The sequence below is a fragment of the Actinophytocola sediminis genome (genome assembly GCF_054779715.1).
The window spans coordinates 92,770-118,721 of sequence record NZ_BAAGXS010000005.1 but is presented as its reverse complement, the minus strand read 5'-3'; the positions used below and the strand labels follow the sequence as shown (position 1 = coordinate 118,721).

Genomic DNA, 25,952 nt, shown 5'->3' with positions numbered 1-25,952 from the left:
CGGCGGCCCCGGCTCTACGTTCGGTAGGACAGCACCATCGAGCGTGGGAGTCGGGCGATGACCAACGGCGGGATCAGTAGGCGGACCTTGTTGCACTCGACGGTGGTGGCCGGGGTGGTCACCGTGGTCGGTGGTGGGGCGGGTCTGGCCGTGGCCGCGCCCGGGTTCCACAACCCCTTCACCGGCTACCCGATCACCGGGACGTGGCAGGACCACATCGACCGCGGCTCGCTTGGCGGGATCGACTACGGGATGGGCGTCGGCACGCGACTGCCGGCGGCCGGCGGTGGCGTGGTGACCAACATCCCGGAGAACGGCACCGGCGGCCACACGGTCACCATCGCGCACGACAACGGCTACCGCACCCAGTACATGCACCTGTCGCAGTTCCTGCTCGGCAACGGCACGCGGGTCGGGATGGGCGATGTCGTCGGGCTGTCCGGCGGAGCGCCGGGGGCGCCGGGGTCGGGCAACTCGACGGGCCCGCACCTGCACTGGCACATGATCAACCCGAGCGGCACCCGCATCGACCCGTTGGGCTATGTCGGCGGTGGCGGCGGTGGGCTGCCGAAGACCGCGACCGAACAGGACGGCGTTCCCGGCTCGATCATGTGGCAGCGGGCGCAGAACTGGCTGCGCGCCGAACACGGGTACACCGGCCCGATCGACGGCGCGCCGGGGGCCAACACCTACGCGGCCATGCAACAGGCCATGCGCGGCTACGGCTACACCGGACCGATCGACGGGGTGCCGGGCGCCAACACGTGGTCGGCGGTGCAACGGCTGGGCGCGCAGTGGGGGTACACCGGTCCGATCGACGGGGTCATGGGACCCAACTCGTGGCGTGCGTTCGCCCGTTTCCTCAACCAGGACAAGTACGACTAACACCGCCTCCCGGTCAGTCATTGGACCGGGAGAGTGACAGGACCAGCACTATCGGGGGTTATGGCCCGATTTCCTGCCCTTCTCGCGCGTGCCCGGCAGTAGCGTCGCCGACACGTTTCGCGCGAGGGGGCAGGAAATTGGGCAACGGAAACGACGAGTTCGTGAACGCGCTACTCGACGACCTGACGAGTGCCCGTGACCGAGGCGACAACGCCGAGGTGTCCCGCCTGTTGAACTACGCCACCCAGGAGGCGGGGCGGGATGTCGCGGCGGTTCTGCGCGAGCGACTCAACCTGCGCTATCCGCCGGCTCCGCCACGCGCGCCGGAAACCCCGCCACCGGAGGTTCGGCGCCCCGAGCCGGCGATCATGCTGCCGCCGGCGAGCAACAACCGGCGCGTGCTGTTGGTCTTCTCCGCCGCGATAACGGTGCTCGTCGCCGTGGTGGTGCTGCTGGTGGTCGTCATCATCACCCGAACGTCCACTTCGACCACAACGCTGACCACAACACTGACCCCGGCGCCGACGGTCGTACCGTCGGCCCGCCCACCGTCGAGGACCCAGCCGTCCGCGACGCCCCCGGCAGCCGAGTACACCGTGGCGATCGACCGGCAGCCGATAACCCTTGGCGCGCCCAATGTCTCCTGCCAGATGACGCTCGCCGACCTGGACACCGGCAGCGTCCGGGTCAACAGCACCTCCGAGGACACCGACGACCTGCTGTACTCGCATTGCAGCCCCATCGGCCTACAGCGCTGGAACGCCCAGTACGTCGGCCACGCGCCGTCACCGGTGACCGACGACCCCCAGCAGTGCGCACAACACGCCCGGGGCGACGCGGTCAGCGGGTCGATCGAGCCGGCCGACCTCCACCGTGGACAGTCGTTCTGCGTGGTGACCGATGAGGACAACATCGCGGCACTGACCCTGACCGACAAACCGAGAAGCAGCGGCGACGACCCGGACCTCAGGTTCGAACTGACGGTCTGGAAACCCGGTCAATCCGACTGAGGCCGGGCATCAGGGCTAGGACCACAGTTCGAATGGTTCGTCGATCCGCTCGCCGGCGAGGAATGCCGGGAGCAGCGTCGGCAACCGGCCGGGATAGAAACGTTCGTCGCTGCCGAGGATCCGCGCTATGGGCCACCACCGGAAGTCGAAATAGTCCTCTCGTTCGTAGTCCAGGCGGTGGGTCTCGTCGATGTCGCCGCCGGCGTCCGGCAGTCGCAACGTGACGACCACCTCGTTCTGCACATGCCGGTGCTGCCGGTGCCGAAATGTCGCGCGACGTCGCCAGGTCGGCGACCCGATCCGGGCCGGCTCGGCGACGATCCCGGTCTCCTCGCGCAGTTCCCTGACCGCGGCGTCCAGGTAGGTCTCGCCCGGGTCCATGCCGCCGCCCGGCAGTTCCCACCAGGTGCCGAGATCGGGATGGTCGACCTCGTGGGTGTGGAAGAGCAACACCGTGTCCCGGACGTCGATGACCACCACCCGGACCGCGTCGCGCTCGATGACGGGCAGGTCGTCCGGGATGTCGGGCATGGCGCACATCTTCCCAGCCGAGATCGGTCGGCCACACGCGTGGACTGTGCCAGTGCCGAAACTCGGCAGGAACAGGTTCGGCGATGATCGGCCTGTGTCGCTGGAGGCATATCTCGCCGTCGCGGCACGGTCGTCGCGATGACCGCGGCGCTCATCGCCTACCTACGGCTGCGGCGAACGCCCAGGGTCGGCCCGGCGCACCAACCGATGCCGCGACCGCGCTCGGTGGCCAACGACGACGGGCAGCCACCACGCCACAATCTGCCGGCCCGCGAACAGCTCATCGGTCGCGGCGCCGAGAAGGCGCGGCTGATCGCGGTGTCGCTCCTGGACCCGGTCGGGTTCTACCTGCGCATCACCGAACCGCACGACATCCTGGACTCGTGCTACGCCGTTCCCTGACGGTCACGGCGCTCGCGGGTCGCTCGCATCGGTCCGGCGGCCCGGTGAAAGGAACAGGCCGCTTCCCGAAGGAAGCGGCCTGCTCACATGGTGTAGCCCCGACGGGATTTGAACCCGCGCTACCGCCTTGAGAGGGCGGCGTCCTAGGCCGCTAGACGACGGGGCCAGGATCAGAGAGAACCGTATCAGTAGATGATTTTGGTCTCTCTGCTGGGGTACCAGGACTCGAACCTAGACTAACTGAACCAGAATCAGTCGTGCTGCCAATTACACCATACCCCACTAACAACACGGGCCACTCACTTCCCGTACTGCCGGGAAGAGATGTTAGACCACACCGCCTGCTGACCGGAAATCGGATCCCCCTGTGTCGGCGACACACTGGCCAGCGCGGGTGTTCGGAACTCGGTAACCAGCAGTTCCGGCAGGTCGGCGAGCGTCTCGATCATGTCGATGCCGGTGGCCGGCCGGGCGTCGTCCAGCGAGCGGTTCAGCCACACCCCGTGCAGCCCGGCGTCGCGCGCGCCGAGCGCGTCGGCCTCGAGCAGGTCGCCGACATGGAGCACCTGCGCCGGCTCGACGGCCATCCGCGCGCAGGCCGTGCGGAAGATCACTGGATCCGGCTTGGCGGCACCGAGCTCACCGGCGATGAGCACCGTGTCGAAGAACCGGCTGATGCCCAGGCGCTCCAGTTTGGCCCGTTGGTGCGCGCCTGAGGCGTTGGTCACAGCGGCCAGCTTGAGGCCGGCGGCCCGCAGCCAGTCGAGGCAGGGCAACGTGTCGTCGAACAACCGCCAGGTGGTGCGCAGCTGCGTACACCGCCGGCGTTCAAGATCGGCGACCAGCTCGTCGTCGAGCAGCGCGCCGAGATCGGCCATGAAGGCCTTCGTGCGCGCCTCGTGCATATCCGCGTAGGCGAGGTCGCCGGAAACAACCTTGGCGACATGTTCATCGGTCGTCCGCTGCCATTTCAACCACATGTCGTCGCGGCCGATCATGTCGGACAACGCTTTTCTCGCGGTCGCGGTGAAGTCGACCAAAGTGTCGTCGATATCGAGACATACCGCGTGAATTGTCACGGGCCGGTGCTCCGGACCGTCCCCACGCGTCAGCCTGCGAGCAGCCGAGGCGGCGCTGGCGGGGAATGGCACAAGCCCGAAGGTCATCAGGCGAGGCTAGGCCGTGGCCACCCTCCGCCGATTCGGCTAACGAGGTGATAGTCAGCCAACTGGCTCGATTAAGTGAGCACGACTCCAGCAGTTCCTGATTAGGCTGTATCGCTTGTTGTCAGCCCGGCGTTACGGGTGCGTCAGGAACCGGTCGCGAGCGACCGGCGTGGACGGTCGGCGCCAGCGGCCCGGCTGGACCGGGGACCTGGCAGGACTGTGCCACAACCCGCTGACAAAGATCTCCAGAACCGTCCACTCCGGAAGTGTCCCCAGTGCACTTTGGGCAACCTTGTCACAATCCCCGGCCGGGAGTTGCCCAGAGCTTTCAAGCGGCGATATGCGACACCTCCGCAGCGGGACAATCCCCGGAATTTCCGGCCAGGACCACGCCGGCCCACCCCCACCCCGGCCGGCGTGACCGGCATCGCTTGACGCGCCGGGCGAGCGGAGGCATCCTGGAGTTATTCAACGGTCGATGAAATCTGGAGGGGTCATGGAGAGGACAACGTGCCTGGTCGTCGGTGGCGGGCCGGCGGGGATGGTGCTGGGGCTGCTGCTCGCCCGCGCCGGGGTCGAGGTGCAGGTGCTGGAGAAGCACGGCGACTTCCTGCGGGACTTCCGCGGCGACACCGTGCACGCGTCGACCATCCGCCTGCTCGACGAGCTCGGCCTCGGCGAGGAGTTCCGCAAGATCCCGCAGAGCAGGCTGGAGCGGATCGCGTTCCCGAACCCGGCGGGCGGCGTCGCGGTCGTCGGCGAGTTCGGCAGGCTGGCCCCGCCCTACAACTACATCGCGACGGTCCCCCAGTGGGACTTCCTCGACCTGCTCGCCGACGCCGCCAAGGAGGAGCCGACGTTCACCCTGCGAATGAACACGCAGGTCACCGAGGTGATCCGGGACGGCGGCCGGGTGGTCGGCGCGCGCTACCGCACCGAGGAGGGCACCGAGGGCGAGATCATGGCCGACCTGACCGTGGCCTGTGACGGCCGCACCTCGATCATGCGCGACCAGGTCGGCATGCGTACCAAGGAGTTCCCGGTCCCGTTCGACGTCTGGTGGTTCCGGCTGCCCCGCGACGAGGACAGCGGCGAGGACAGCGGCGAGGTCAGCGGCATCCAGGCCAGCATCCGCCGCGACGAGCTCCTCCTGCTGATCAACCGCGGCGACTACTACCAGGCGGCGTACTTCCTGGAGAAGGGCGCGGACGCCCGGCGACGCGCGGAGGGGGTCGAGCGGTTCCGGGAACGCGTCGCCGCCCTGGCGCCCGCGGTGGCCGACCGAGTCGACACGATCGCCTCCCTCGACGAGGTCAAGATGCTCGACGTCCGGCTGAACCGGCTCAGCCGCTGGCACACCGACGGTCTGCTGCTCATCGGCGACGCCGCGCACGCGATGTCCCCGATCGGCGGCGTCGGCATCAACCTGGCGGTCCAGGACGCGGTCGCCGCCGCCACCCTGCTGGCCGGCCACCTGCGGACGGGCCGGGTCGTCCCGGCGCGGCTGGCCAGGGTCCGGCTGCGCCGCTGGCTGCCGATGGTGGTCACCCAGGCGCTGCAACGGTTCCTGCAGAGCAAGGTGGTCGGCCCGGTGATCACCGGCAGGCGGGCCGGGTTCCCCAAGGCGCCGCTGTTGCTGACCACGAAGTTCCCCGCCCTGCGCAAGGTTCCCGCCTATCTGATCGCGATCGGCCTGCGTCCCGAGCACGCCCCGGAGTTCGCTCGCCGCCGCTGACCGAGACCAGGGCGGCCGCCCTCAGCACTCGATGACGTTGACGGCCAGGCCGCCACGCGCGGTCTCCTTGTACTTGACCTTCATGTCCCGGCCGGTCTCCCGCATGGTCTTGATCACCTTGTCCAGCGAGACCACCTGGTTGCCGTCGCCGTGCATGGCCATCCGCGCCGCGTTGATCGCCTTCACCGCGGCCATCGCGTTGCGTTCGATGCACGGGATCTGCACCAGGCCGCCGACCGGGTCACAGGTCAGGCCGAGGTTGTGCTCCATGCCGATCTCGGCCGCGTTCTCCACCTGTTCTGGCGTGCCGCCGAGCACCTCGCACAGCGCGCCCGCCGCCATCGAGCACGCGGAGCCGACCTCGCCCTGGCAGCCGACCTCGGCGCCCGAGATCGACGCGTTCTCCTTGTAGATCACGCCGATCGCCCCCGCGGTCAGCAGGAAACGCCGCACGCCGTCGGCCGACGCGCCGGGCACGAAGCGGTCGTAGTAGTGCAGCACCGACGGGATGATCCCGGCCGCGCCGTTGGTCGGCGCGGTGACCACGCGCCCGCCGGCGGCGTTCTCCTCGTTCACCGCGAGCGCGAACAGGTTCACCCAGTCCATGACCTGCAACGGGTCGGGTGAGTCCGGCTGCGCCGTCAGCCGCTCGTGCAGCTCCCGCGCCCGGCGGCGGACCTTCAGCCCGCCGGGCAGCACGCCATCGCGCGAACACCCCCGGTGCACGCACTCCCGCATCACGTCCCAGATCCGGGTCAGCCCGGCACCGACCTCGTCGGCGTCGCGCCACGCGGTCTCGTTGGCGAGCAGCACGTCGCTGATCGCGAGGCCGGTGCGCCGGCAGTGGGCGAGCAGTTCCGCGCCGGTGCGGAAGGGGTAGGCGACCTCGGTGTCGTCCACCTTGATCCGATCCGCGCCCTGGGCCTGCTCGTCCACCACGAAGCCGCCGCCGACCGAGTAGTAGGTGCGCTCCCGGGACCAGCCGGCGCCCTCGGCGTGGAACCGCATGCCGTTGGGATGGGCCGGCAGGCTCTTCCGCCGGTGCAGCACCAGGTCGGTGTCCGGGTCGAACGGAATCCCGTGGCGGCCCAACAAGCTGACCCGCCGGGCGGCGCGCAGCCGGTCCACCCGGTCGGTCACCGAGTCGGTGTCGACGGTCTCCGGATCAGCGCCCTCCAGGCCGAGCAGCACCGCCCGGTCGCTGCCGTGCCCGTGCCCGGTGGCGCCGAGCGAGCCGAACAGCTCCGCGCGCACCGAGGTCACGGTGGTCAGCAGACCGTCGTCCTCGAGGCCGGCGACGAACGTGCGCGCCGCGCGCATCGGGCCGACGGTGTGCGAGCTCGATGGGCCGATACCGATGCTGAACAGGTCGAACACGCTGATCGTCACCAGCACATGGTAGGTCGGCCGGTTGTTCGGCTTCCCCGCGCCGACCGGCCGGCTGGCACAGTCCCGGCCCGTCGGCGGTCCCGACGGTCCCGGCGACCGACGATGCCGGCTGAATCTCCCGCTCGACCAGGGTTTCCCTCGGCGCTGGCCGGGTAACCAGGCCGGATGGCCCGGGCAGTGGCGGCCGGGCACCGAGTGCATGGAGTGCGCATGCTCAGCCATGACGAACACCAGCAGCTCAGAGCGATCGAGCAGTGGCTAGAGACCGATGATCCGACGCTCGCCAGGTTGTTGCGCGCCCACCAGTCGCCACCTCGGCCACACGAGCGGCAGTCGGTCCGGCTCGCGGTCGACGTGGCGGGTGGCCTGTTCTTCACCCTCGGTGCGCTCACCGCGACCGCGGTACTCATTCTGCTCGGCGTCATCCTGATCGCCGGCGGCGTCGCCATGCATCTGGCGACCCGCCCCCGGCCACCTGAGCAACTGCCCTGAATGCCTCATTCAGGACGTTGAGCGTCGCCAATGCCCCATTCAGGGCAGGGCCGCGCGCACCCGCGCGGCGAACTCGTAGCCGGGCCGCCAGTCCGCGCCGGTCGGCGCGAAGATCACCCGCTCAACACCGGCCGCCTCGTAGGCCGACAGCCGCGCGGCCGCCACCGCCGGATCGTCGGCCAGCTCGGGCGCGACGACCGTCGCCCTGATCGGTGGCCGGTCGTGGTCGGCGGCCAGCCGGGCGATCTCCGCCAGCGTCGCCGCGACGTGCTCGGGTGACGCGGCGATAGTGGCCCAGCCGTCGCCGAACCTGGCCGCCCGGCGCAGCGCCGCACGCGCCTCCCCGGCCACCATGACCGGCGGCATGGTGGCGCCGGGGCTGAGCGCGACCCGCACGCCGTCCGCGAGGTCCGTCGGCCTGCCGGCGACCAGGTCGGGCAGCGCCAGCAGCGCCGCGTCGGTCAACGCGCCCCGGTCCGCGTAGGACACCCCGGCGGCGCGCCAGCCGATGTCCCCGTGGGCCGGGTTGCCGGTGCCGATCCCCAGGACCAGCCGGTTGCCGGAGACGTGCTGCAGACTGCTCACCTGCTTGGCCGCCCAGGCGACCGGACGCAGGGCGAGCAGCAGCACGTTGTAGCCGACCGTGATCCGCTCGGTCACCGCCGCGGCGGCGGCCAGCACCACGGTGCTGTCCAGCATCGGGCCGCTGGCCACCAGGTGGTCGGTCGACCAGACCGAGTCGAGCCCGACCTCCTCGGCGAAGCGCGCGCTCGCCTGGACATCGCCGAGGATCGGTCGGGTCGGGTCCGGTGTGGACGTCGGCAGGACGACACCGAGTTCGATGGTCATGTCATGCACCAACCCGCGGCGCCGGCACGCCATTCCGCCGGTCAATACGCTGCCGGCATGGCAACCGGCCGGCGCGACCCGGCGTTCTGAATGGGCATGCGGACGTTCGCCAGCTTTGACAAGTTCGTCGAAGACAGGTCCACCGCGCTGCTGCGCACCGCGCTCCTGCTCACCGGGGATCGCGGGCACGCGGAGGACCTGTTGCAGACGACGTTGTTACGCACCTTGCGGCGGTGGTCGAAGGCACGGGCCGCGCCGGAGGCCTATGCGCGGCAGGTGCTGGTCAACCTGTCCAAGGACCGGATCAGAGCGCGGAGCCGGCGACCGGCCGAAGCCGCGATGCCCACCGAGGTGGACATCCTGCCCGCGGTCGACGCCGGCTACGACCGGGTCGCCGACCGGCGCGTGGTGCTGGACGCACTCGCCGAGTTGCCGCTGCGGCAACGGCAGGTGGTCGTGCTGCGCTTCGTCGAGGACCTGTCGGTCGAGCAGACCGCTGAGCTGCTCAGCTGCTCGACCGGAACGGTCAAGTCCTACACCTCCCGCGCGCTCACCAGGCTGCGTGAGCTACTCGCGGATTTCCACGGATCACAGACTGAAATGGAGGCGACCGATGTCCGCCGATGAGGAGTTCGGTCGAGCACTCGGTGACCGACTGCGCCACGAGATGACCGACGTCCACGCCGACCCCGACGTGTTGTCAGAGGTCTACAAACGACAGTCCCGCCGTCGCACCTGGACGATCCGCGCCTCGGTCGGCGCGCCACTGGTCGCCGCCGCGGCGGCGGCCGCGGTGGTCGTCGCCGGAACCGGGACCACCACGCAGGCGCCGAAAGACGACACCCAGGCCGCGCCGCCGGTGAGCACGACCACCGCACAGGTGCGCAACCTCGCGCAGGTGCAGCAACTGGCCATCGAGGCGCTGCGCTCGGCGGAGGACTACGTCATCCACGAGAAGAGCCTGATGGACTCCGGCTACGACGAGTACTGGCGGGACCGGGCGACCGAGCGCTTCCGCCTGGACAGCTACACCAGGCTCCCACCGCCCCAGGTGATCACCGAACCCGGCGACGTAAGCGCCGGTCCCCGGGGCGATGGCGGAGAACCGGCGGACAGCGAGTTCACCCTCCCGGACAAGCCGAACCCGGACGAGGCGCCGTACGGGCCGCTGCGCCTTGCCCGGTCCATCCTGGGCGACGGACCGATGGGCGACGTGCACTACACCAGTGTCGACTACGACCTGAAGACCTGGTCCACCAATCACGACACGTCGCCGCCGATCGAGCTCGAGGTGCCCGACGTCCTCAACGCGGACGGGCTCAGGAAGGCGATCGACGACGGCCGGATGGAGCTGGTCGGCACCGAGACCATCGGCGACCGGGAGACCCACCACCTGCGCCTGTTCGCCACGAAGCGTGGGTATCAGATCGACCTGTGGGTGGACAGCGAGACCTACCTGCCGGTGCGGCAAACCTCGACGGTCATCGACGGTCCGCCGGAGCCGGTGATGACCAGCGAGTACGACTGGCTGCCGAGGAACGAGGAGAGCCTGGCGAAGCTGGAACTGACGCCACCGCCGGGTTTCGTCAAGAACTAGGCGACGCGGGACGCGGCCTGTCGCCGGAGCAGTGCGCTGTTCCGGCGACAGCTCGGCCACTGACCGGGGGCTGACCGTCCACTACGGATGGTCAGCGGATATCGTCACCGGTCGTGCCCGCGAAAAGGAATGCTCGATGACCGCCCCGATCCCCGGCCAGAGCCGCCCGCACATTCCACAGGACAGCGTCAACGCCTTGGCCGCACAGGTCGTCGGCCCGCGAGCCGCCAAGCGCCTCGCCGCCTTCCGCGACGGCGTGCTGTACGTCAAGGCTCGCGAGTGGACGCTGTTGCTGGCCTGGCTGGTCGACTTCGTCGTGTTCGTGCTCGTCGCGGGCATCGGCGTGCTCGTCCTGGCCGGAGTGGACAACTCGGCGAACCTCCAGAACGGCGTGCTGGTGTCGGTCCTGCTCGGGATCCTGTTCCTGGTGCCGATGCTGTACGGCGGGTTGTGCTACCGCAACGGCCGCGCACTCGGCGCGGTGCTCACCGGCACCCAGCTCGTGCGCTACGCGAACGGCGGCCGAATCGGCGCCAAGGCGCCGTGGGCGATGCTGGTCAGGACGCTGCTGATGCCGGTGTTGTTCTTCATCGTGATCGCCGGCGCGCTCACCGGCGGCGGTTCGGCGCCTGGCGGTTCGCTGGTGCGGGTCGGTGTGGACGCCACCGCCACCCGCCAACTCCGCGCCGCCGGCATCACCTGAAACGTCACCGACGGCTTTTCGGTTCGTGAGATGCTGCCGACCGCGCATCCCCTGGACTGAAAGGCTTTCCATGCCGCACCGCACCAGACCCCGAAGACTCGCCGCCACCACGGTGCTCGCCATGGGGTCGCTCACCCTGATCGCGACACCGGCCGGCGCGGACAACATCAGCGTGCCCTGTGACCCGGTCGCCCTGGTCAAAGCCGTCACCACCGCCAACGCCTCCACCGCCCCGGACACGGTGACCCTGACCCCGAACTGCGTCTACACCCTGACCGAGCAGGCCGACGCCACGGTGAACGCGGGCCTGCCGAGGATCACCGGGACGCTCACCATCGACGGCAACCACGCCACCATCGTCCGGGCACCGAACGCGCCCCGGTTCCGGCTCATCTCCAACTGGGGTTCGCTGACCCTCAACGAGGTCACGCTCACCGGCGGCCACGCCCCCGACGGCGTCGGCACCAACTCCTTCGGCGACGGCGACTCCGGCGACTCCGGTGGCGGCATCCAGAACTGGGGCACACTGACCATCACCGACAGCGTGATCACCGGCAACACCTCCGGGGCAGGTGCGCCCGGGGCCGACGCCACCGCCACCACCCGGGCCGGCCGAGGCGGCGGCGGCGGTTTCGGCGGCGGCATCGCCTCCTACACGCTCAGCCCGGCGACGTTGACCGTCACCGACAGCGTGATCACCGACAACGCCACCGGCGCGGGCGCCCCCGGCGGCAACGGCACCGACCGACGGCCGGGCGGCCAGGGCGGCTCGGGTGGTTTCGGCGGCGGGATCGACATCACCAGCGGTACCGCCCTGCACATCACCAACAGCACCATCACCGGCAACCGCACCGCGCCCGGTGCCCGGGGCGGCGACGGCGGCGCCAACGGCGGCGGAGGTGGCGACGGCGGTAGTGGCGGAACCGGTGCGGGGGTGTTCGTGTCCACCGATCCCGGTGAGCCACAGAACCCGGTCATCACCACGACCACGATCACCGGCAACCAGACGGGTCACGGCGGCGACGCCGGTGTCGCCGGCCCCGGCGGATACGCCGGCTATGCCGGCCACGGCGGCAGCGGCGGCGGTCTCGCCGTCTTCTACGACACCCTCACCCTGAACGGCGGAACGATCAGCGACAACACCGCGGGCGGTCCGGGTGCCGGCGCCAATCCGTCGCCAGCCAATGCCGGCGGCATCTACACCCTGAGCGCACAGGTCACGCTGGCGGACGGCGCCGTGGTGAGCGGCAACCAGCCGGACAACTGCTACCCCGCCGAGGACGTACCGGGCTGCCTCAACGCCGAGCCAAGCGCCGCGGCCGACACCGCGCGGAACCGGCAACTCGACGACCTGGCCATCGCGATCTCCGACAGGTGAAGGAATCCGAGACATGCTGCGTTCGTATCGTGGTCGACACGTGCGCGGCATGTCCGGTGCGGGGCACCAACGTCCATCTCGGCCAGCTCACTCACCGGGCGAACGTGGCTGCCTGACAACGTGCAGCCACGCCACCGCGACCGACCCGAACAGGAAGAGATACAGCAGCCCCGCGAGCACGACCGCCAACCACCCGTCCCGCTGCCCGGCCACGACCAGTGCGTAGACCGAGAACGCGATCATGACGGCACCGATGCCGGCATAACTGACCACCGTCTGAATCCGGATGGCGACCGGTTGCAGTGCGATGTCCGCCATTCGTTCGCCCGCCCGGCCACCAACCAGCGGCCGCAACTCGGCGGGCAACCCACTCTGTTCGTAGAGCGCGTCTTCCAACACCCGCACCGACTTGACCCTGGCCATGCTGATCGCCACCAATATCAGGTGATAAGCGTGCAGAAACCAGAGCGGGAACGGACTGAACGCCGCCACCCACGGCCCCACCCCCGGATCCTGGGAGTTCAGGGCGAGTGCCACGAGCCCCATGTAGGTCAGTTGCAGAGCAAGCAGCGCCAACCGAGCGGTAACCAGTGTCGACGAATCCTGACGGTCGGCGCCGTACAGCGCTCCAAGCGCAGCGATCCGATCAGCCGACGATGTGCCGTCACTCATCCCGCTTCCCCTCCGTCAGCAAGCCACGTCGCGCACTGTAGTCGCGGCATCCACCTCGCGATGCCGGTCCGCACGATGCGACGGCGAAACGCGCGAGTGACCTACCTGTCGATGGTCAGGCGGAGACCGGCGCGGCGGGCCCAGGCGCCGGCCGCCAACTCGGCCGGCGACTCAGTCATCCGCGCCGGCCAACTCCGCACGGGCACCATCCAGCGCGGCCTGCGTGAGCGCGGAGACGTTCGGGTCCGCGGCCTTCGCCCGCTCGGCGAGCGATGCCGCGCAGGAACGGTGTGTGTCGCTTCACGGCATGCGGTTGTCACATTCCGGGCATGCGGTCTGTCTGGACAAGTGACCAACGTCGACCGGAAACGAGCATCCATCATGAAGGCCATCATCGTGTGCACCTCGGTGTCGCACGGCAACACCAGAAGAGTCGCCGAAGTCATGGGCCGGGCCCTGAACGCCCCAGTCGTCACCCCTGAACAGTTCGACCCGGCAACGCTCCCGACCTACGACCTGGTGGGCTTCGGCTCCGGGATCTACTTCAGGTCCTTCCACCCAGACCTGCGCAGGCTCGTCAAGTCACTCCCCCAAGGCCAACAACCCCAGGCATTCGTGTTCGCCACCAGCGGCTTCCCCGAAGCACGGCATCTCCTCCCCTTCTCCCGCCCCCTGGTCCAACTCCTCAAGAAGAAGGGCTTCGAGGTAGTGGACACCTTCTCGTGCCGCGGATTCGACACCTGGCTCCCACTCAAACTCGTCGGCGGCATCCGAAAGGGACACCCCACCGCCACCGACCTGAAAGCCGCCAACACCTTCGCCGACAACCTACAAACCCCGCGCACGACCGGTCCGTGAGCATCGGGCCGCTGGACGCGAACCAGTGCTGGCAGCAGGCTGTTGGGATCAGGCGGCGAGCTGATCGGCGAAGTCGAACTCGCCGTCGTCGGCTCCCGCGAGGAAGGCCGACCACTCGCCGTCGTCGAAGCGAAGTTCGACCTCGGTGATGAGTGACGTGACGAGCGTGTCGGTGCCGATCCTGGTGATGGTGACGACTCCGTTGGTGGCGGTACGTCCGTCCCGAACATCGCGCAGGAATGCCGCCCATGCCGGGTGGGAGAAGGTGATCGTGCCCGCGTCGGGGTGTTTGCTGTGCCGGATGACCACGTCGTCGGCTGCCGGGGCGGCCTCGACGCAGTTGCCGGTGGCGGTGCTGTAGCTGCTCTTACGCCAGGTGGTGCGCGCGGGCGTCGGCGGGGAGTCGGGGTTCATGGCAGGTCCTTGATCACGTCGTGGATGAGGTCCAGCGATTCTCGCGGGGCCAGTGCCTGGCTCTGCACGGAGGCCAGGGCGTGCAGGTAGCTGCGGACCACGCCGCCGCGCTCGTGCACCGTCCAGGATGTCACACCATCCACGTAAACGGCCTCGGGATCGGCCTCGTCGGGCCACTGGATGATCACGAACGTATCGCCGAGAGCAGCGTGCGCATCGGCGGTGAAGGGGACGACCTGCACGGTGACGTCGCGTTCGCGGACCAGGCTGGCGATGTGGCGAAGCTGCTCGCGCAGCATGTCGGGGCCGCCGACCTGCTGGCGGATCGCGGCTTCGCCGACGATGGCGGTGACCCGCAGGCCGTCGGTGAGCCGTTGCTGGCGGCGCATCCGCAGTTCGAGGTAGCGGTCGATGTCGGCGGCGCGCATGTGCGGTGAGCCCGCGGTGATGATCCGCTCGGCGTAGTCGCGGGTCTGGAGCACGCCGGGGATGACCTGGCCTTCGAAGGTGCGGATCCAGGAGGCGTCGGTTTCCAGCTCGATGAGCATCTGCACGGCTTCGGACAGGATGTCGCCGTAGTCCTGCCACCAGCCCGGTTCGTCCGCCTTGCGGCGCAGCGCTTCCAGTTGGCCGGCCACCTTCGCGGGGATGCTCAGCACGTCGAAGGTGCGGGTCAGCACGTTCTGGGACACCTTGGCCTTGCCCGACTCGATCTTCGACCAGGTGCCCTGATGGATGTCGAGCCGGGTGGCGAGTTCGGTGCCCGACAGGCCGCTCTGCTGCCGGTAGGTGCCCAGCCGGGCACCGAGACGACGACTGCGCACGGTCGGTCGCATAGGTAGGTCCTCCGTTTCGTCGATCGCCATATTCACAGCCGTTGCGCCGAGCGACCTACGGTGATCACCCAATCAGGCTACTTCCATGTCAGAATAATGCCTGACATCATTCCTAACATGATTGCCGTGCCGTAGCGCACACATTAGCCAGGCATGACGATCACCGGTCACCGGGCCCCGCCGATGGACGGCGGCGCCGGAACATCCAGACAGCTGAGGAGCGATGGACGATGAACGCGGATTCGGTGAGCATCACCCTGGACGGGTACGGCTCGGTCAGGCTGTGGACCAGGCGAAGTGCCGAGTCGGCGTGCCTGGTGATCGAAACCAGTGGGACGTACTGCGAGATCGCGCTGGACCGGACGCACGTGGAGGCGCTTCGCGATCAACTCCCCGACGCGCTGGCCGGCCTTGACCGATGGACAGTCGAGGACGACGGCTGCGTGCGGGCCGGGGCAGCGGAGCAGCGAGCCGTTCGTGCCGCCGCTCGGGCACTGGAACTGGCAGCGGCCGCGGAAGGTGCGGGAGCCCCGGAAGCGGCCACCGCGCTCCACGCGGCCGCGACTGAGGCACGTGTCCGGGCCGACGCGACGGACGCGGCCGTACGAGCCTTCGAGAACGCCACGATCGAGGCCGACTGTGCGACCGAGAAGCTGAACTGCGCTATCAGCGCGGCCGAGGCGGTGCTCCGCCGCCGCGGTGGTGGCCAACTCCTCGAACGAGCGGAAAGCGGTGTCCAGTGATACCGAACCTGCGCCACCCCGGCGCCGTCCGCCACGAGATCATGGAATCAGTTCTGTACGCTCCGGGAGCGTCTTGGCAAGTGCCTGATCAAACGTGGCCAACTGGCCACCCCGGCTGACCGCGAGTTCCGCCAGATAAGCCTCGGTCACCTGACGATGTCCGACGACATGCGTGAGATCGACCGCCGCGTATGAGACAGCATCCGCCCAGAACTCACATCGCGGCGACGCGCGAAAAGCAGCGAGAACTTCCGTTGCTGTCGCGTGCGTTTCGCCAGCACGCAGGAGGTATCGAACCAACGCTCCCTCAACAATGGGGCACAGCGCGATCTGTCCAGCATTCGCGGCCCAACTGGCAGCCCGGTCATGGTGTTCATGATCAGTCACCACGAGCGCGATGAGCGCGTTCGCGTCGAGTAGGTAACCGGCAGCGCTCACTCGTCATCCAGCGCGTCAGCAACATCGGCGGAGGTGACGCGGCGACCAAGGGTGACGGCAGGAAACCCACTGACCGGGTCGGTGGAGACCGTGACCGGCTCACCAAGCGCGGCAAGTCCACGGACGGCCAGGTCCGCCACCACCGCGGAAAGGGACTGGTGTCGCGTCGCCGCGAGTTCGCTTGCCCGACGATGTACCGCAGGCGGTAGGTCAACAGTGGTTCGCATGACTACATCATGCATGAATCACAGTTGATGCACGATGGGTCCCAAGTCTGGTGGTCGTGTGCCATCGGCGTGTTCACCGGCCTGCGCCGGGGTCCGGATCGAAGCTGATGGTCAGGCTGTCGTCGGGTTTGACGGTGGCCTGCCCCATGACGATCAGCGGCAGGGGGAGGCCGTCGGGAAATGCCAGGTTGATGAGGCTGACATCGCCGGTGGCGATGAACGCGAACACCATCGGCTCCCCCTTGGCGTGCGGCGTCGCCGGGTCTGCCATGAGGTCGTCCAACGTTGGTTTCTTGGTGACCCGCACGGTCGTGGTACCGGTGTTCTCCAGCGTGGAGGGGCAGTTCGGCGGGAACGGCGACGCGGTCAGGCAGGTGTTGACGTGCTCGGCGAGCTTGGCGGACACCGTGTCCCGGAACTCGTCGGTCGGCGTGTAGACCAGCGCTACCGGGGTTGGCGCGGAGTCCTCGGCCGGGCGCTCGCCGTCGAAGGGCTCCAGGAACTGGCGGCCCGGCCACTGTTCGAGGTGTCGGGAGAGATCCGGCCCGCGCAACGGGTACAGCGCCGGGTAGACGAACACCGGGTCCGGCTCCTGCCGGGCGCCGAGATCGGTCAACGGCACCGACTCCGAGCCGAACACACCCGTCTCCGCGGGCGCGCCGCCGGCCATGATCGTCACCGGCACCAGGAAGGGGTCGCGCACCTCCCAGGTCTCGAAGCCGAACAGACTGGTGTCGGTGCGGGTGGCCCGCAACGTCACCGAGTCGTCGACGGCCTCCCTCGGCAGGTTCCGCGCGTCCTCTTCAGGGGCATCCTGGAACGTCTCCGCCATGATGCGGAACTTGACGGTGACCTCGACCGTCTCCCCCGACCCATCACCTCTGGTGACCTCGAGGACGGTGATGCGCTCGTCGGCCGACTCCAGCATCTCGTCGGTGAGCATGGCGAGATCAACGTCCTCCGTGAACGTCTTCGGGTCGACCAGATCGTTCGCCGTGGACGCGTCGCCACGCGCGATGGCGTCCATATAGGCCCTGACGGCCTCGACCGGCGCCGCCGCGTTGTCCTCGTCCGCACTGCTCTGAAGGATGAACCACCCCGCAACGACGGCACCGGCAAGCAACACAACACCGGCCAACCAGAGGACCCACCCCCGCCTTCGCCGACCCATAACGTTCTCCGGTTGCCCGGAAACACCTGTCCCAGCGAAGGGATCCGACACCACCGCAGGCACCGCCCACCCCGACAGCTCGGGTCTTTCAGGAGTCGGATCGTCGTCCCGCGTCACATCCACAAGCACTCCAAGATGGCCCGGCAGTCTGCCGCAGCAGCCTATAGACACTCACCTCAACTCTCGAAGCAATTAGAAAACCTGCCGAGCTAGACAACCAGAACTCACGTCGTACCAAGAACATCAAGCACGCCACACCCCACTTTGCCACCACAACAAAGAAGACGCGACACACCGGATCCGCCCACCCACGCAGAGTCAGGACCACCACGCAGGATCGGAACCACCACGCACGGTCGAGGCCACCACGCAGGGTCGAGGCCACCACGCTGGGTCGGAACCACCACGCAGGGTCGAGACCACCACGCTGGGTCGGAACCAACCGCACCGTGGGGGTGTGGGGGGTCGCCCCCCACAACAAGGAAAGGCCCCCGGGAAGGCGCGCCAGCGCCGAACAGGCCAAACGTGGGGCGGGTGGGGCTCGAACCCACGGCCAAGGGATTATGAGTCCCCTGCTCTAACCGACTGAGCTACCGCCCCGGGGATCCAGAACTGGGATGAGCCCTACCGCGCGGGCTCCAAGCGGTCACGAGCGTGTCCGCGTGTCCGCGGGACAAGGTTACAGGGCACGTTCACCCGATCCCGTGAGGCCCCGTTTCACTCTCCTGCTCAATGAGCTGCGCGTACGGGATGCCATCGCCGTATTTGGCCGTGACCTTGCAGATCACCTTGATCCGTCCGGGGCGCATCGGATCGATGCCGTTCACCACGTTGCGCATCGTGCCTTCCGGGAACGTGTCCTCGCCGAGGGCGCTGCACTCCTCGGCGAGGCGCTTGACGGACCAGTTGTGGTCTTCGAGCCACAACCGGATCAGGTCCCGGTTGAGCATTGGCATAGCGGAATTCTGCGGGCTTCTGCGTGATCTGTCAAACGCTGTCACTGCAGCTCAATGACACTGTCTGCGGACGTATGACATGATCGAATCATGGACGACCATCAAGGCAACTCCTCGCCAGGGCTGGCGTTATGCGGAACTCTGCGGCATTCTGCAGTTGTGTCGTCCCACAACCTGCGAACCGCCGAGTACTCGGCACAGGCCCGCGAACGTCTTGGCAAAGCCGTCGGCCAGGCCCGCCGCGCGATCGGACACCGCTACCGCGCGTCGTTCGCCGACGAGACCGGTCTCGGGATCCGCAGCATCGAGGCGCTCGAACGCGGCGAACCGACGGTCGGCGTCACCGTCGTGGAACAGGTCTGCCGAACCCTGAGCCGCCACCTCCGCGGCTGGCACGCCGGCACCGCGGAGTCGATCCTCGACGGCGGCCCGGTCCCCGACCACGACCTGATCGATCCCGAACAGCCACGCAAGGCCAACCTGGACATCGTCTGGGCCAAAGCCCGCCGGGACCTCACCTCGGTGCTCGTCGCCGGCGAGGACACCGACACCTACCTGAGCAAGCTCGAACACTGGCGCCGCCGGTTCACCAACGCGGGCTTCGGCGACGCCGACCTGCTCAGAGTGTCCAAGGAGGCCCAGCAGGCCGCCAAACGCGACCAAAAATAACTATTCCGCCTCCCCGCGCTTCAATGTTTGCGGCTCTCGCTGTCAGGCCGCCGCGCCGGTGCTCGTCTGCGGTCCACCGTGGACGAACAGCGCGGTGAGTTCGTTGGCGCGGAACAACTCCCGCATCGCCGACCGCTGGATCTTGCCGCTGGTGGTGCGCCGGACCCCACCCGGCCGGACCAGCACGACACCCGCGAGCGCGACCCCGAGCACCGTGGCCGCGGTCCGCCGCATCCCCACGGCCAGCCCCAACAGCTCCGCCTCGGTGCGACTGCCCTTGACCTCGTGCACCACCACCAGGGTGTCATCGTCCACAGTGAACGCGGCACCGGCCAGACCGGCCAGTTCCGGGTGCCCGGCCCGCAGCTCGTGCTCGATGTCGTGCGGGTACAGCTCGCGGCCGCGGTGGCCAAGCAGCTCCGCGCGCCGCCCGGTGACGTACAGCTCGCCGTCGTGAAAGGCACCGAGATCCCCGGTGGCCAGAAAGCCGTCCCGGGGCGCGGCGCCCCAGTAACCGGGCGACACGTTGCCGCCACGCAGCTCGATCTCGCCCACCCGACCGTCCGGCACCGGTTGGCCGCTCCCCGGATCCACGATCCGCACGTCCAGGTCGTGCGGTGTGCCACAGCTGACGATGCCGCGCCGCGGTCCGCCGGCGCGGGCGGGCACCAGCACGTGCCGCGCGAGCCCGTCGACGTCCGCGTCGAGCACGGCCGGCCCCCGGCTCCCGGTGGTCGCGACGAGCAGCGTGGCCTCCGCCAGGCCGTAGCACGGGGTCATCGCCTCGCGGCGGAACCCGGCGGGCGCGAGGTGCCGGACGAACTCGTCGATGGTCTGCGGCCGGATGGGCTCCGCCCCGTTGACCGCGTGCCGCCAGCAGGACAGGTCGAGGTCGGCCATCAACTCCGGCGCGACCCGGCGGATGCACATGTCGTAGGCGAAGTTCGGCGCGGCCGACACCTCGATGCGGTGGTCGTGAATGAGCCGCAGCCAGTGGTAGGGCCTACGCACGAACGACGTTGAGGTCATGAACACACAGGAGTCGCCGACCAACAGGGCAGGCAGCAGCTGACCCATCAGGCCCATGTCGTGGTAGTGCGGGATCCAGCCGCCGAGTGTGGTGGTCTCGTCCACCCCGAACGCGCGGCGCATGCTGTCGACGTTGTGCAGGATGTTGCCGTGGGTGACCAGCACGCCCTTCGGGTCGCCGGTCGTGCCGGAGGTGTACTGCAGGACGGCGACCGAGTCGCGGCGGTAGGTCGGCGGGGGTAAGTACGGCGGCGGGTCGGCGTGCGGGCCGTCGGTGGCCAGGACCGGCAGGTCCAGCCCGTGCGCCCGCATCCAGTCGTCGAGGCCGTCCCGGTTGGCCGTGTCGGTCAGCATGGCGACGGCGCCGGAGTCCTCGGCGACACCGCGCAGTCTGCGGCGTTCGTGGTCGCGTCCGGGCAGCGGCACGGGCACCGCGATCATCCCGGCGTAGAGGCAGCCGAGAAAGCCGACGACGAAGTCGAGCCCGAGCGGGTAGGTCAGCAGGAGCCGGTCGCCGGGGGCGAAGCGCCCGCGCAGCCACGAGCCGGTCGCCGCGGCCGCCCGGTCCAGCTCACGGCGGGTCAGGGTGCGGTCGGGCCGGCCATCCTCGACGAATCGGAGTACCACGCGGTGTGCGGCGGTGTCCGCGCGATGGCGGAGAACCTGAGTCACCGCGGACGCGACGGAAATGTCCACGATTCGATTCTCCGCATCGCGGAAACCGCTGTCGTGAGGCAACGGCCCCAACGACTCGGGAAAAGGTCCTGACCGTCCGGGACCGTCAACGTCCTGACAGGACAGTTGGATCTCGTTGGCCGCCATGGTCGGCAGGCCGACGAGGCTACGACCGCGCACTCAGAAGCAGGTAGGTGACGAGTCGGGACCTGGGACGGATACCTACTACCGGATCAGGTTCGTGATGGACCGCCAGTTGCCGCCAACACTCACCTCGATCTGGTCCCGGGCGGGGGTGTCGCCGCAGATCACCTCCACCATCTTGAGGGCCTCGTCCCAGTCCGGGAACGCCTGCCTCAGTGTGACGATCGACAGGTCCATGTACTGGTAGTTGGTGGGCGCCACCGAGGCCAGCGGGAAGCGGTAGAGGAAGGCCCCCGACGACTGCTGGCTGGCCGAGTTCAGCAGATTCTTGACCTGCTGGGGAGTCGGGTCCATCGAGTTCGGGAACAGCGCGGCGTAGACGTTGGTCCCCCAGCCCGGCTTGCTCGAGTCCGTCAGCTCCTTCGGATGGACACCCGAGATCCGGTACAAGGTCGTGCCGTACTGGCCGAGATCAGGCTGATTGGTCTGGTCGACGGTCAGGCCGTACGCCGCGAGGTACTTGACGCCGCCATCCTCCCGGCCGGCCGCCGCGTCCACCAGCGCCTGGGCCTGGTCGCGCACGCCGTAGGTGTCGGCCTCCTGCAGGAACGCCGTGGAGAACGTTCCCCAGGTCGCCCCGTCGCCGTTCCAACGCACCGGAGTCCTGGCCAGGAAGTTGTTCCACAGGGTCGTCGGGTCGACAGTGCTGCCACTCGGCCGGGCGTCGGCGGAGGTGTTCGCCGTGCCCCCCATCCTGGCCACCAGGTCCTCGACCAGGGCTGCCTTCACCTCATCGGTGGACGGCTCGGTTGAACTCATGCTGACGGCCTCTCCTTCGCCAGGCGGTCGCGCACCTCGGCCAGCACCTCGGCCAGGTCCGCCTCGGACAGGTGCTCCGCACCGGGAACCGCGGTCACGGCCTCGGCGAGGGCGGTGTTCAGCCCGGCCTCGGCGGCCGGCTGGGCGTCGGCGGGCGCCTGGATCGCCACGCCGTACTGCGCGAACGTCTCGATCCTGGCGGGCACCGGCTGGGTCGCCAGGTACTCGATCAGCGCGGTCGCCGGTTCGGTCACGCCGCGTTCGCCGGCGTAGTAGAGAAACCAGTCGGCGAACTCCCGCCAGGACTCGTCGGTGCCGTTCCAGGACGGCCCGTTCGTGGTCAGGTACTCGTTCCACACCGCAGGGTCGTACTCGGCGGCGGGCGGCTCGTCGGCCGGGGTGTGGCGCACGAGCAGGTCGTAGGCGACCCGTTCGAGCTCCTCGGACCCGAGAACCTGGGTCCGGTCGTCCTCCGGCAGCTCGCGCAGGTGGTCCACGAGCGCGGCGATCGCCGGGTCATCCTCAGGTTCACGCAGGTCGAGCAGGTTGAGCAGGAACGCCTGGCGTTCGTCCCACGACTTGTCCGGCTGATCGGTGACGTCCCGGCGCCACTCCTCGAGCACGGGGGAAAGACGTGTCCAGGCCTCATCCACGGTGGGCATCACACGGCTCCCGATTGGCTGGTCGGCTCGTTCGCACCACAGCTTCCAGGACCGCCCGTGCCGTCGAAATGCGCGAACGGGCTTGCTTCGGGGCACGCTGCGATGCCCCGAAGCAAGCCGCAAACCTCACCCACAACGGTGAGGAAACCCAGCCTTTCGGGTTTTTCGTAACTCTCGGTGACACGCCCTGGTGATCGATGACGACGTCCACAGCATCCCGGGGCGCGGCCCGATCCGCGGACCCGAGCACCGATTCACACTCCGCGAAGGACGCCGTCATGACCTATCCCCAGCTCGACCAGCAACCACAGCCGTCCGACCCGCCGTCGCCGCCGGCGAAACCCGCCCGTCCGTGGCTCATCCCGTTCGCGGTGGTCGGTTCGGTCGTCGCGATCATCATCACCGTCAGCCTGGTGACGGGCGGTAACGGCTCGATACCCGGCTCGGCATCAGCGAACCCGGCGAACGTCCCGTCCCCGATCGAGGCCGCGCACGACCGCTGCACCGCCGGCGACCTCGGCGACGGCGGCACAACCCTGGTGCTGGACATGGAAGGCGAGGAGTACGGCAGCGGAACCGCGACCTTCGATGACGTGACCTGCGTGCTCGTGGCCCTCGACGTGCCGACCAGCGTCACGTCCCGGATGAACGGCACCCGCGCCCTCGACGGCATGCAGGACGCCGAATGGGACGGGATCGAGGCGTCGTGGACCTACCACCCGGACGCGGGCCTGGACGTCATCCTGACCATGACCGACTAGCACCTGATGGGCTTCAGCGAGGGGCGGCAATATTTCCCACCGTGGATCAGCAGCGCGGATTGGCGCTGGTTGCCGTCCCGCTGCTACTCGTGGCACCGCGGCCCGAACCCGGTGCGCGGAGTGGTCCGGGGCCGCCGCGAGCCTCCGCCAGGCCGCGGTTCCGGGGTGCCGTCGTAGCCGGCGCGCGTCGGCGATCCCGGCGGGACACGTCCCACGACACCAGGATCCTCGCAGGTCAGGAGGTCGGAAACGTCCCAGTGTCCCAGATTGGGCGATATCGGTTGTCAGGGCGACGTCGGCTGGGCACCGTGATGTCATCTGACCCGCACTCGATCCGTGGTGGCGGGTCACGAGTCAGGCGCGGCCACGAAGATCCCCGCTTCACCGCAATGGCGTTGACTCCCCGTCTTTGTCGCACAGTTATTGGAGAATCGATGTCATTCAAGGTGGACCCCGACGCATTGGTCAAGTTTTCCAAAATGATCGACGGCTACGCCGAGGACGCCGAGGCGGTAAAGAAGTTCTTCACCGCCAAGACCGAGGTGGACACGCACGGTCAGGGCTTGCTGACCGCACTCGCCGGCCAGCACGAGGACCAGGTCAAGGAGATGAGCGAGCGCACCGCGCTCATGATCAGCATCGGTTGGGACTCGTCCGCGACCGTGCTGGACGTGGCGGACTACTACCGCTCGACCGACGAGGCCAACGCCGCCAGCCTCGACGACGCCTACGAGAAGTCCTCCTACGACAGCACCCGGGACGATGTCGCCCCGCCGTTGAACAAGGATGACGACGACTTCGTCGACAAGGCCTTCGCGGAACTCAAGTACACCAGCGCCCAGTCCGAGCTCGAGATCAACAAGAAGCCATCCGACATCGAGCCAAAAGGGAGTGAGATCGAGGACTGGGCCCGATATCTGATCGACTGGGTCAGCGCGGCCGCCTGGCTGCGCGAGATCCCCCCCGTCGACGATGCGGTGAACTGGGTCATCGAGTGGTTCACCGGCGACTGGAAAATGTGGGCCCGGTGCGCGCTGGCCTGGCAGGCATGCTCGGAAACTGTTTACAGCATGAGCGGGGAGTTCGACCATATCGACATCACCCTGGAACAGGTGTGGGAAGGCAACGCGGCCGACGCCGCGATCAAGTACTTCCTGGCACTCAAGGACGCGACGAGTACCGAAGGCGATGCGTTCGACTCCCTTTACCAGCAGTGTCTACATCAGATGGAATACTGCTACGAAGCCAGCCAGACCCTGAGCGACCTGGTCAATCTGGTGGTCGACCTGGCATTTGACGCGCTCCTGGCGTTGCTCGGTGGATTCACGGGCAATGCCTACGCGATCGGCCTGGCGATCTTCAACGTGATCTCGAAGATCGGCACTGTGCTCACGGTGGTGATGAACGTCGTGCAGATGGCCGAGACCATCATCTCCAACAGCGACGTACCCGAGGTACCCAAGTGCGACCTGGAGCACCTCAGCACGACCATGGAAACGAACAGCTACCACCATCCCGAAATTTCCTGAAGCATCTGACCACCTGAAGGGATGAGCGCAGTTGTTCGGACCTCGACCTGACTTCTTTCCAGCGCTGAACATTGACCGGGAGAAGCTCAAGAAGCTTCACGAGCGCATCATCCGGGACGCCACGAAGAGTTCGAACCGGGTGGTCGCCGAGTTGGCCAGAGAGGTCCAGTCTGGTCGAATGTCGGCACGCGACGCCATGACGAGCGGCGCCTATCGCGAGGTGTTGACCGGGGGCGCGACCGAACTCCAACGAACGCTGCACGAACGTGGCGATGATCTCAAGAAGGACGCCGAGGGGCGCTCGCTGGACGACATCCTCTCCGAACTGATCGACACCGACGAGCCGGAGAACGACGACCTGGAGGACGACCCCGTCGAACCCGAGACGACCCCGGCACCGGAGATCGACGACACCGACTTCGACGCACCGATCATGACCCGCCAAGCCCCGGCCCACGAGAACACGCTGGGCTCCGGGCCTCCCCGCCGGGCACGGTGGGAACGCCGCCGGCCCTAGATCAGCTACGTCAGCGGGATCGTCGTGCGCACGCAGGCGGCGCGTTCGCTGGCCGGCAACCCCGCGGTGCCCGCGCAGGAGCCGGTCGAGGTCTACGGCGAGATCGAGGAAGCCTGCGCCGAGGCGCTCACCGCCATGCGCAGGCTGGTCGGCATGTTGCGCGGCAGTGAACACCTCCTGCACCGGATCGTGCTGGAGTCCCTCACCAACGCCACCCGGCACGCGCCAGGGACGTGTGCGTCATGGTCCGGCTCGACGGCGCGGAGCCGGACCTCGACGTCAGGAACAGCAAGCCCGACGGTGCCGGCGACCACCGCGCCCCCTGGCTACGGCATCATCGGCATGACCGAACGGGTGGCCGCCCTCGGCGGAACGCTGGACGCGGGACCGGCGCCCGCTGGCACACCCGGGTCAGGCTGCCGCTCGATCGGGATGACCAGCAGACGAGGGGGAGGCTGCGGTGCGGCTGGCCCGCAAGCTGCGGCCCGACGTCACGCTGATGGACATCCAGATACCAAGGCTGAACGGGCTGCGCGCCACCGAACAGCTGGCCGGCCCGCACGCCACCGACCCACTGCGGGTGGTCGTGCCGTGCGCCAGCTCCTCCAGTTGGACTCGAACCAACAACCCTTCGGTTAACAGCCGAATGCTCTGCCAATTGAGCTATGGAGGATCGCAGCCGGATCAGGTCCGGC

At 68.4% G+C, this 25,952-nt stretch carries 29 protein-coding genes, 4 tRNA genes and 1 pseudogene; 16 read left to right on the top strand and 18 right to left on the bottom strand.

What is annotated here, in order from left to right:
- The first annotated feature begins 57 nt into the window (after positions 1-57).
- Positions 58-885 carry a peptidoglycan DD-metalloendopeptidase family protein gene (locus ACYVIP_RS03555; RefSeq protein WP_460391887.1) on the top strand — a complete coding sequence of 276 codons (828 nt, stop codon included), beginning with the start codon at positions 58-60 and terminating at the stop codon, positions 883-885.
- 137 nt (positions 886-1,022) lie between these two features.
- Positions 1,023-1,895, top strand: a complete 873-nt coding sequence (locus tag ACYVIP_RS03550; RefSeq protein WP_460391885.1) for a hypothetical protein — start codon at positions 1,023-1,025, stop codon at positions 1,893-1,895.
- A gap of 15 nt (positions 1,896-1,910) precedes the next feature.
- On the opposite strand, the gene ACYVIP_RS03545 is transcribed toward ACYVIP_RS03550, so the two are convergent.
- On the bottom strand, positions 1,911-2,426 hold the full coding sequence (locus ACYVIP_RS03545) for an NUDIX hydrolase (RefSeq protein WP_460391883.1): 516 nt from the start codon (positions 2,424-2,426) through the stop codon (positions 1,911-1,913).
- A gap of 138 nt (positions 2,427-2,564) precedes the next feature.
- On the opposite strand from ACYVIP_RS03545, the gene ACYVIP_RS03540 reads away from it, so the two are divergent.
- Positions 2,565-2,828: a hypothetical protein gene (locus ACYVIP_RS03540; protein WP_460391881.1), complete on the top strand. Its 264-nt coding sequence runs from the start codon at positions 2,565-2,567 to the stop codon at positions 2,826-2,828.
- Between the two features lie 93 nt (positions 2,829-2,921).
- Here the strand turns inward: ACYVIP_RS03540 and ACYVIP_RS03535 are convergent.
- From ACYVIP_RS03535 to ACYVIP_RS03525, 3 genes are all read right to left on the bottom strand, one after another.
- Positions 2,922-2,994, bottom strand: a tRNA-Glu gene (locus ACYVIP_RS03535).
- A 44-nt stretch (positions 2,995-3,038) separates the two neighbouring features.
- A tRNA-Gln gene (locus ACYVIP_RS03530) sits at positions 3,039-3,110 on the bottom strand.
- A gap of 17 nt (positions 3,111-3,127) precedes the next feature.
- Positions 3,128-3,994, bottom strand: a complete 867-nt coding sequence (locus ACYVIP_RS03525) for an HAD family hydrolase (RefSeq protein ID WP_460391879.1) — start codon at positions 3,992-3,994, stop codon at positions 3,128-3,130.
- 496 nt (positions 3,995-4,490) lie between these two features.
- Here ACYVIP_RS03525 and ACYVIP_RS03520 point away from each other — a divergent pair, with 496 nt between their 5' ends.
- Positions 4,491-5,729: an FAD-dependent oxidoreductase gene (locus ACYVIP_RS03520; protein WP_460391877.1), complete on the top strand. Its 1,239-nt coding sequence runs from the start codon at positions 4,491-4,493 to the stop codon at positions 5,727-5,729.
- Between the two features lie 21 nt (positions 5,730-5,750).
- Here the strand turns inward: ACYVIP_RS03520 and ACYVIP_RS03515 are convergent, their stop codons facing one another.
- Positions 5,751-7,118: an L-serine ammonia-lyase gene (locus ACYVIP_RS03515; RefSeq protein ID WP_460391875.1), complete on the bottom strand. Its 1,368-nt coding sequence runs from the start codon at positions 7,116-7,118 to the stop codon at positions 5,751-5,753.
- A gap of 210 nt (positions 7,119-7,328) precedes the next feature.
- Between ACYVIP_RS03515 and ACYVIP_RS03510 the strand changes: the two genes are divergently transcribed.
- A complete protein-coding gene (locus ACYVIP_RS03510; protein WP_460391873.1) occupies positions 7,329-7,610 on the top strand; it encodes a DUF3040 domain-containing protein in 282 nt (93 codons plus the stop codon).
- 39 nt (positions 7,611-7,649) lie between these two features.
- On the opposite strand, the gene ACYVIP_RS03505 is transcribed toward ACYVIP_RS03510, so the two are convergent.
- Positions 7,650-8,459 (bottom strand): LLM class flavin-dependent oxidoreductase, encoded by an 810-nt coding sequence (locus ACYVIP_RS03505; RefSeq protein ID WP_460391871.1) that lies wholly within the window; start codon positions 8,457-8,459, stop codon positions 7,650-7,652.
- 96 nt (positions 8,460-8,555) lie between these two features.
- Between ACYVIP_RS03505 and ACYVIP_RS03500 the strand changes: the two genes are divergently transcribed.
- From ACYVIP_RS03500 to ACYVIP_RS03485, 4 genes are all read left to right on the top strand, one after another.
- Positions 8,556-9,086: a SigE family RNA polymerase sigma factor gene (locus ACYVIP_RS03500; protein WP_460391869.1), complete on the top strand. Its 531-nt coding sequence runs from the start codon at positions 8,556-8,558 to the stop codon at positions 9,084-9,086.
- Positions 9,073-10,056 (top strand): hypothetical protein, encoded by a 984-nt coding sequence (locus ACYVIP_RS03495; protein ID WP_460391867.1) that lies wholly within the window; start codon positions 9,073-9,075, stop codon positions 10,054-10,056. Before ACYVIP_RS03500 ends, ACYVIP_RS03495 begins: the two co-directional genes overlap by 14 nt.
- Before the next feature lie 136 nt (positions 10,057-10,192).
- On the top strand, positions 10,193-10,759 hold the full coding sequence (locus ACYVIP_RS03490) for an RDD family protein (RefSeq protein WP_460391865.1): 567 nt from the start codon (positions 10,193-10,195) through the stop codon (positions 10,757-10,759).
- Between the two features lie 121 nt (positions 10,760-10,880).
- Complete coding sequence (locus ACYVIP_RS03485; RefSeq protein WP_460391863.1) at positions 10,881-12,137, top strand: hypothetical protein; 1,257 nt, start codon at positions 10,881-10,883, stop codon at positions 12,135-12,137.
- Between the two features lie 87 nt (positions 12,138-12,224).
- Here ACYVIP_RS03485 and ACYVIP_RS03480 read toward each other — a convergent pair whose 3' ends face one another.
- The gene (locus tag ACYVIP_RS03480; RefSeq protein ID WP_460391861.1) at positions 12,225-12,809 is read right to left on the bottom strand and encodes a hypothetical protein; all 585 of its coding nucleotides are present in this window, start codon (positions 12,807-12,809) and stop codon (positions 12,225-12,227) included.
- A 348-nt stretch (positions 12,810-13,157) separates the two neighbouring features.
- Between ACYVIP_RS03480 and ACYVIP_RS03475 the strand changes: the two genes are divergently transcribed.
- Positions 13,158-13,667 (top strand): flavodoxin family protein, encoded by a 510-nt coding sequence (locus ACYVIP_RS03475; RefSeq protein ID WP_460391859.1) that lies wholly within the window; start codon positions 13,158-13,160, stop codon positions 13,665-13,667.
- Positions 13,668-13,715: 48 nt separating this feature from the next.
- Here the strand turns inward: ACYVIP_RS03475 and ACYVIP_RS03470 are convergent, their stop codons facing one another.
- Entirely contained in the window at positions 13,716-14,081 is a 366-nt protein-coding gene (locus ACYVIP_RS03470) for a DUF397 domain-containing protein (RefSeq protein ID WP_460391857.1), read from the bottom strand.
- Positions 14,078-14,917 carry a helix-turn-helix domain-containing protein gene (locus ACYVIP_RS03465; protein WP_460391855.1) on the bottom strand — a complete coding sequence of 280 codons (840 nt, stop codon included), beginning with the start codon at positions 14,915-14,917 and terminating at the stop codon, positions 14,078-14,080. The genes ACYVIP_RS03470 and ACYVIP_RS03465 overlap by 4 nt, the downstream gene beginning before the upstream one ends.
- 230 nt (positions 14,918-15,147) lie before the next feature.
- On the opposite strand from ACYVIP_RS03465, the gene ACYVIP_RS03460 reads away from it, so the two are divergent.
- A complete protein-coding gene (locus tag ACYVIP_RS03460) occupies positions 15,148-15,660 on the top strand; it encodes a hypothetical protein (RefSeq protein WP_460391853.1) in 513 nt (170 codons plus the stop codon).
- 39 nt (positions 15,661-15,699) lie between these two features.
- Here the strand turns inward: ACYVIP_RS03460 and ACYVIP_RS03455 are convergent, their stop codons facing one another.
- The 5 genes from ACYVIP_RS03455 to ACYVIP_RS03435 form a co-directional block, all read right to left on the bottom strand.
- The gene (locus ACYVIP_RS03455; RefSeq protein WP_460391851.1) at positions 15,700-16,098 is read right to left on the bottom strand and encodes a TA system VapC family ribonuclease toxin; all 399 of its coding nucleotides are present in this window, start codon (positions 16,096-16,098) and stop codon (positions 15,700-15,702) included.
- On the bottom strand, positions 16,095-16,241 hold the full coding sequence (locus tag ACYVIP_RS03450) for a hypothetical protein (RefSeq protein ID WP_460391849.1): 147 nt from the start codon (positions 16,239-16,241) through the stop codon (positions 16,095-16,097). Before ACYVIP_RS03450 ends, ACYVIP_RS03455 begins: the two co-directional genes overlap by 4 nt.
- A gap of 157 nt (positions 16,242-16,398) precedes the next feature.
- Positions 16,399-17,463, bottom strand: a complete 1,065-nt coding sequence (locus ACYVIP_RS03445) for a hypothetical protein (protein ID WP_460391847.1) — start codon at positions 17,461-17,463, stop codon at positions 16,399-16,401.
- A 559-nt stretch (positions 17,464-18,022) separates the two neighbouring features.
- A tRNA-Ile gene (locus ACYVIP_RS03440) sits at positions 18,023-18,096 on the bottom strand.
- 92 nt (positions 18,097-18,188) lie between these two features.
- On the bottom strand, positions 18,189-18,452 hold the full coding sequence (locus ACYVIP_RS03435; RefSeq protein WP_460391845.1) for a hypothetical protein: 264 nt from the start codon (positions 18,450-18,452) through the stop codon (positions 18,189-18,191).
- Positions 18,453-18,611: 159 nt separating this feature from the next.
- Between ACYVIP_RS03435 and ACYVIP_RS03430 the strand changes: the two genes are divergently transcribed.
- Positions 18,612-19,121 (top strand): hypothetical protein, encoded by a 510-nt coding sequence (locus ACYVIP_RS03430; protein ID WP_460391843.1) that lies wholly within the window; start codon positions 18,612-18,614, stop codon positions 19,119-19,121.
- A 42-nt stretch (positions 19,122-19,163) separates the two neighbouring features.
- On the opposite strand, the gene ACYVIP_RS03425 is transcribed toward ACYVIP_RS03430, so the two are convergent.
- From ACYVIP_RS03425 to ACYVIP_RS03415, 3 genes are all read right to left on the bottom strand, one after another.
- Complete coding sequence (locus ACYVIP_RS03425; protein WP_460391841.1) at positions 19,164-20,846, bottom strand: fatty acyl-AMP ligase; 1,683 nt, start codon at positions 20,844-20,846, stop codon at positions 19,164-19,166.
- A 204-nt stretch (positions 20,847-21,050) separates the two neighbouring features.
- Positions 21,051-21,788 (bottom strand): hypothetical protein, encoded by a 738-nt coding sequence (locus ACYVIP_RS03420; protein WP_460391839.1) that lies wholly within the window; start codon positions 21,786-21,788, stop codon positions 21,051-21,053.
- Positions 21,785-22,450 (bottom strand): hypothetical protein, encoded by a 666-nt coding sequence (locus ACYVIP_RS03415; protein WP_460391837.1) that lies wholly within the window; start codon positions 22,448-22,450, stop codon positions 21,785-21,787. Before ACYVIP_RS03415 ends, ACYVIP_RS03420 begins: the two co-directional genes overlap by 4 nt.
- Positions 22,451-22,728: 278 nt before the next feature.
- On the opposite strand from ACYVIP_RS03415, the gene ACYVIP_RS03410 reads away from it, so the two are divergent.
- From ACYVIP_RS03410 to ACYVIP_RS03395, 4 genes and pseudogenes are all read left to right on the top strand, one after another.
- Entirely contained in the window at positions 22,729-23,211 is a 483-nt protein-coding gene (locus ACYVIP_RS03410; protein WP_460391835.1) for a hypothetical protein, read from the top strand.
- A gap of 434 nt (positions 23,212-23,645) precedes the next feature.
- The gene (locus ACYVIP_RS03405) at positions 23,646-24,740 is read left to right on the top strand and encodes a hypothetical protein (RefSeq protein WP_460391833.1); all 1,095 of its coding nucleotides are present in this window, start codon (positions 23,646-23,648) and stop codon (positions 24,738-24,740) included.
- A gap of 178 nt (positions 24,741-24,918) precedes the next feature.
- Positions 24,919-25,257, top strand: coding sequence for a hypothetical protein (locus ACYVIP_RS03400; RefSeq protein ID WP_460391831.1), 339 nt, complete (start codon positions 24,919-24,921; stop codon positions 25,255-25,257).
- A gap of 451 nt (positions 25,258-25,708) precedes the next feature.
- Positions 25,709-25,834, top strand: a pseudogene (locus ACYVIP_RS03395) (response regulator); the annotation flags it as partial.
- Between the two features lie 23 nt (positions 25,835-25,857).
- On the opposite strand, the gene ACYVIP_RS03390 reads toward ACYVIP_RS03395, so the two are convergent.
- Positions 25,858-25,930: transfer RNA gene (locus tag ACYVIP_RS03390), tRNA-Asn, on the bottom strand.
- Positions 25,931-25,952: the final 22 nt, after the last annotated feature.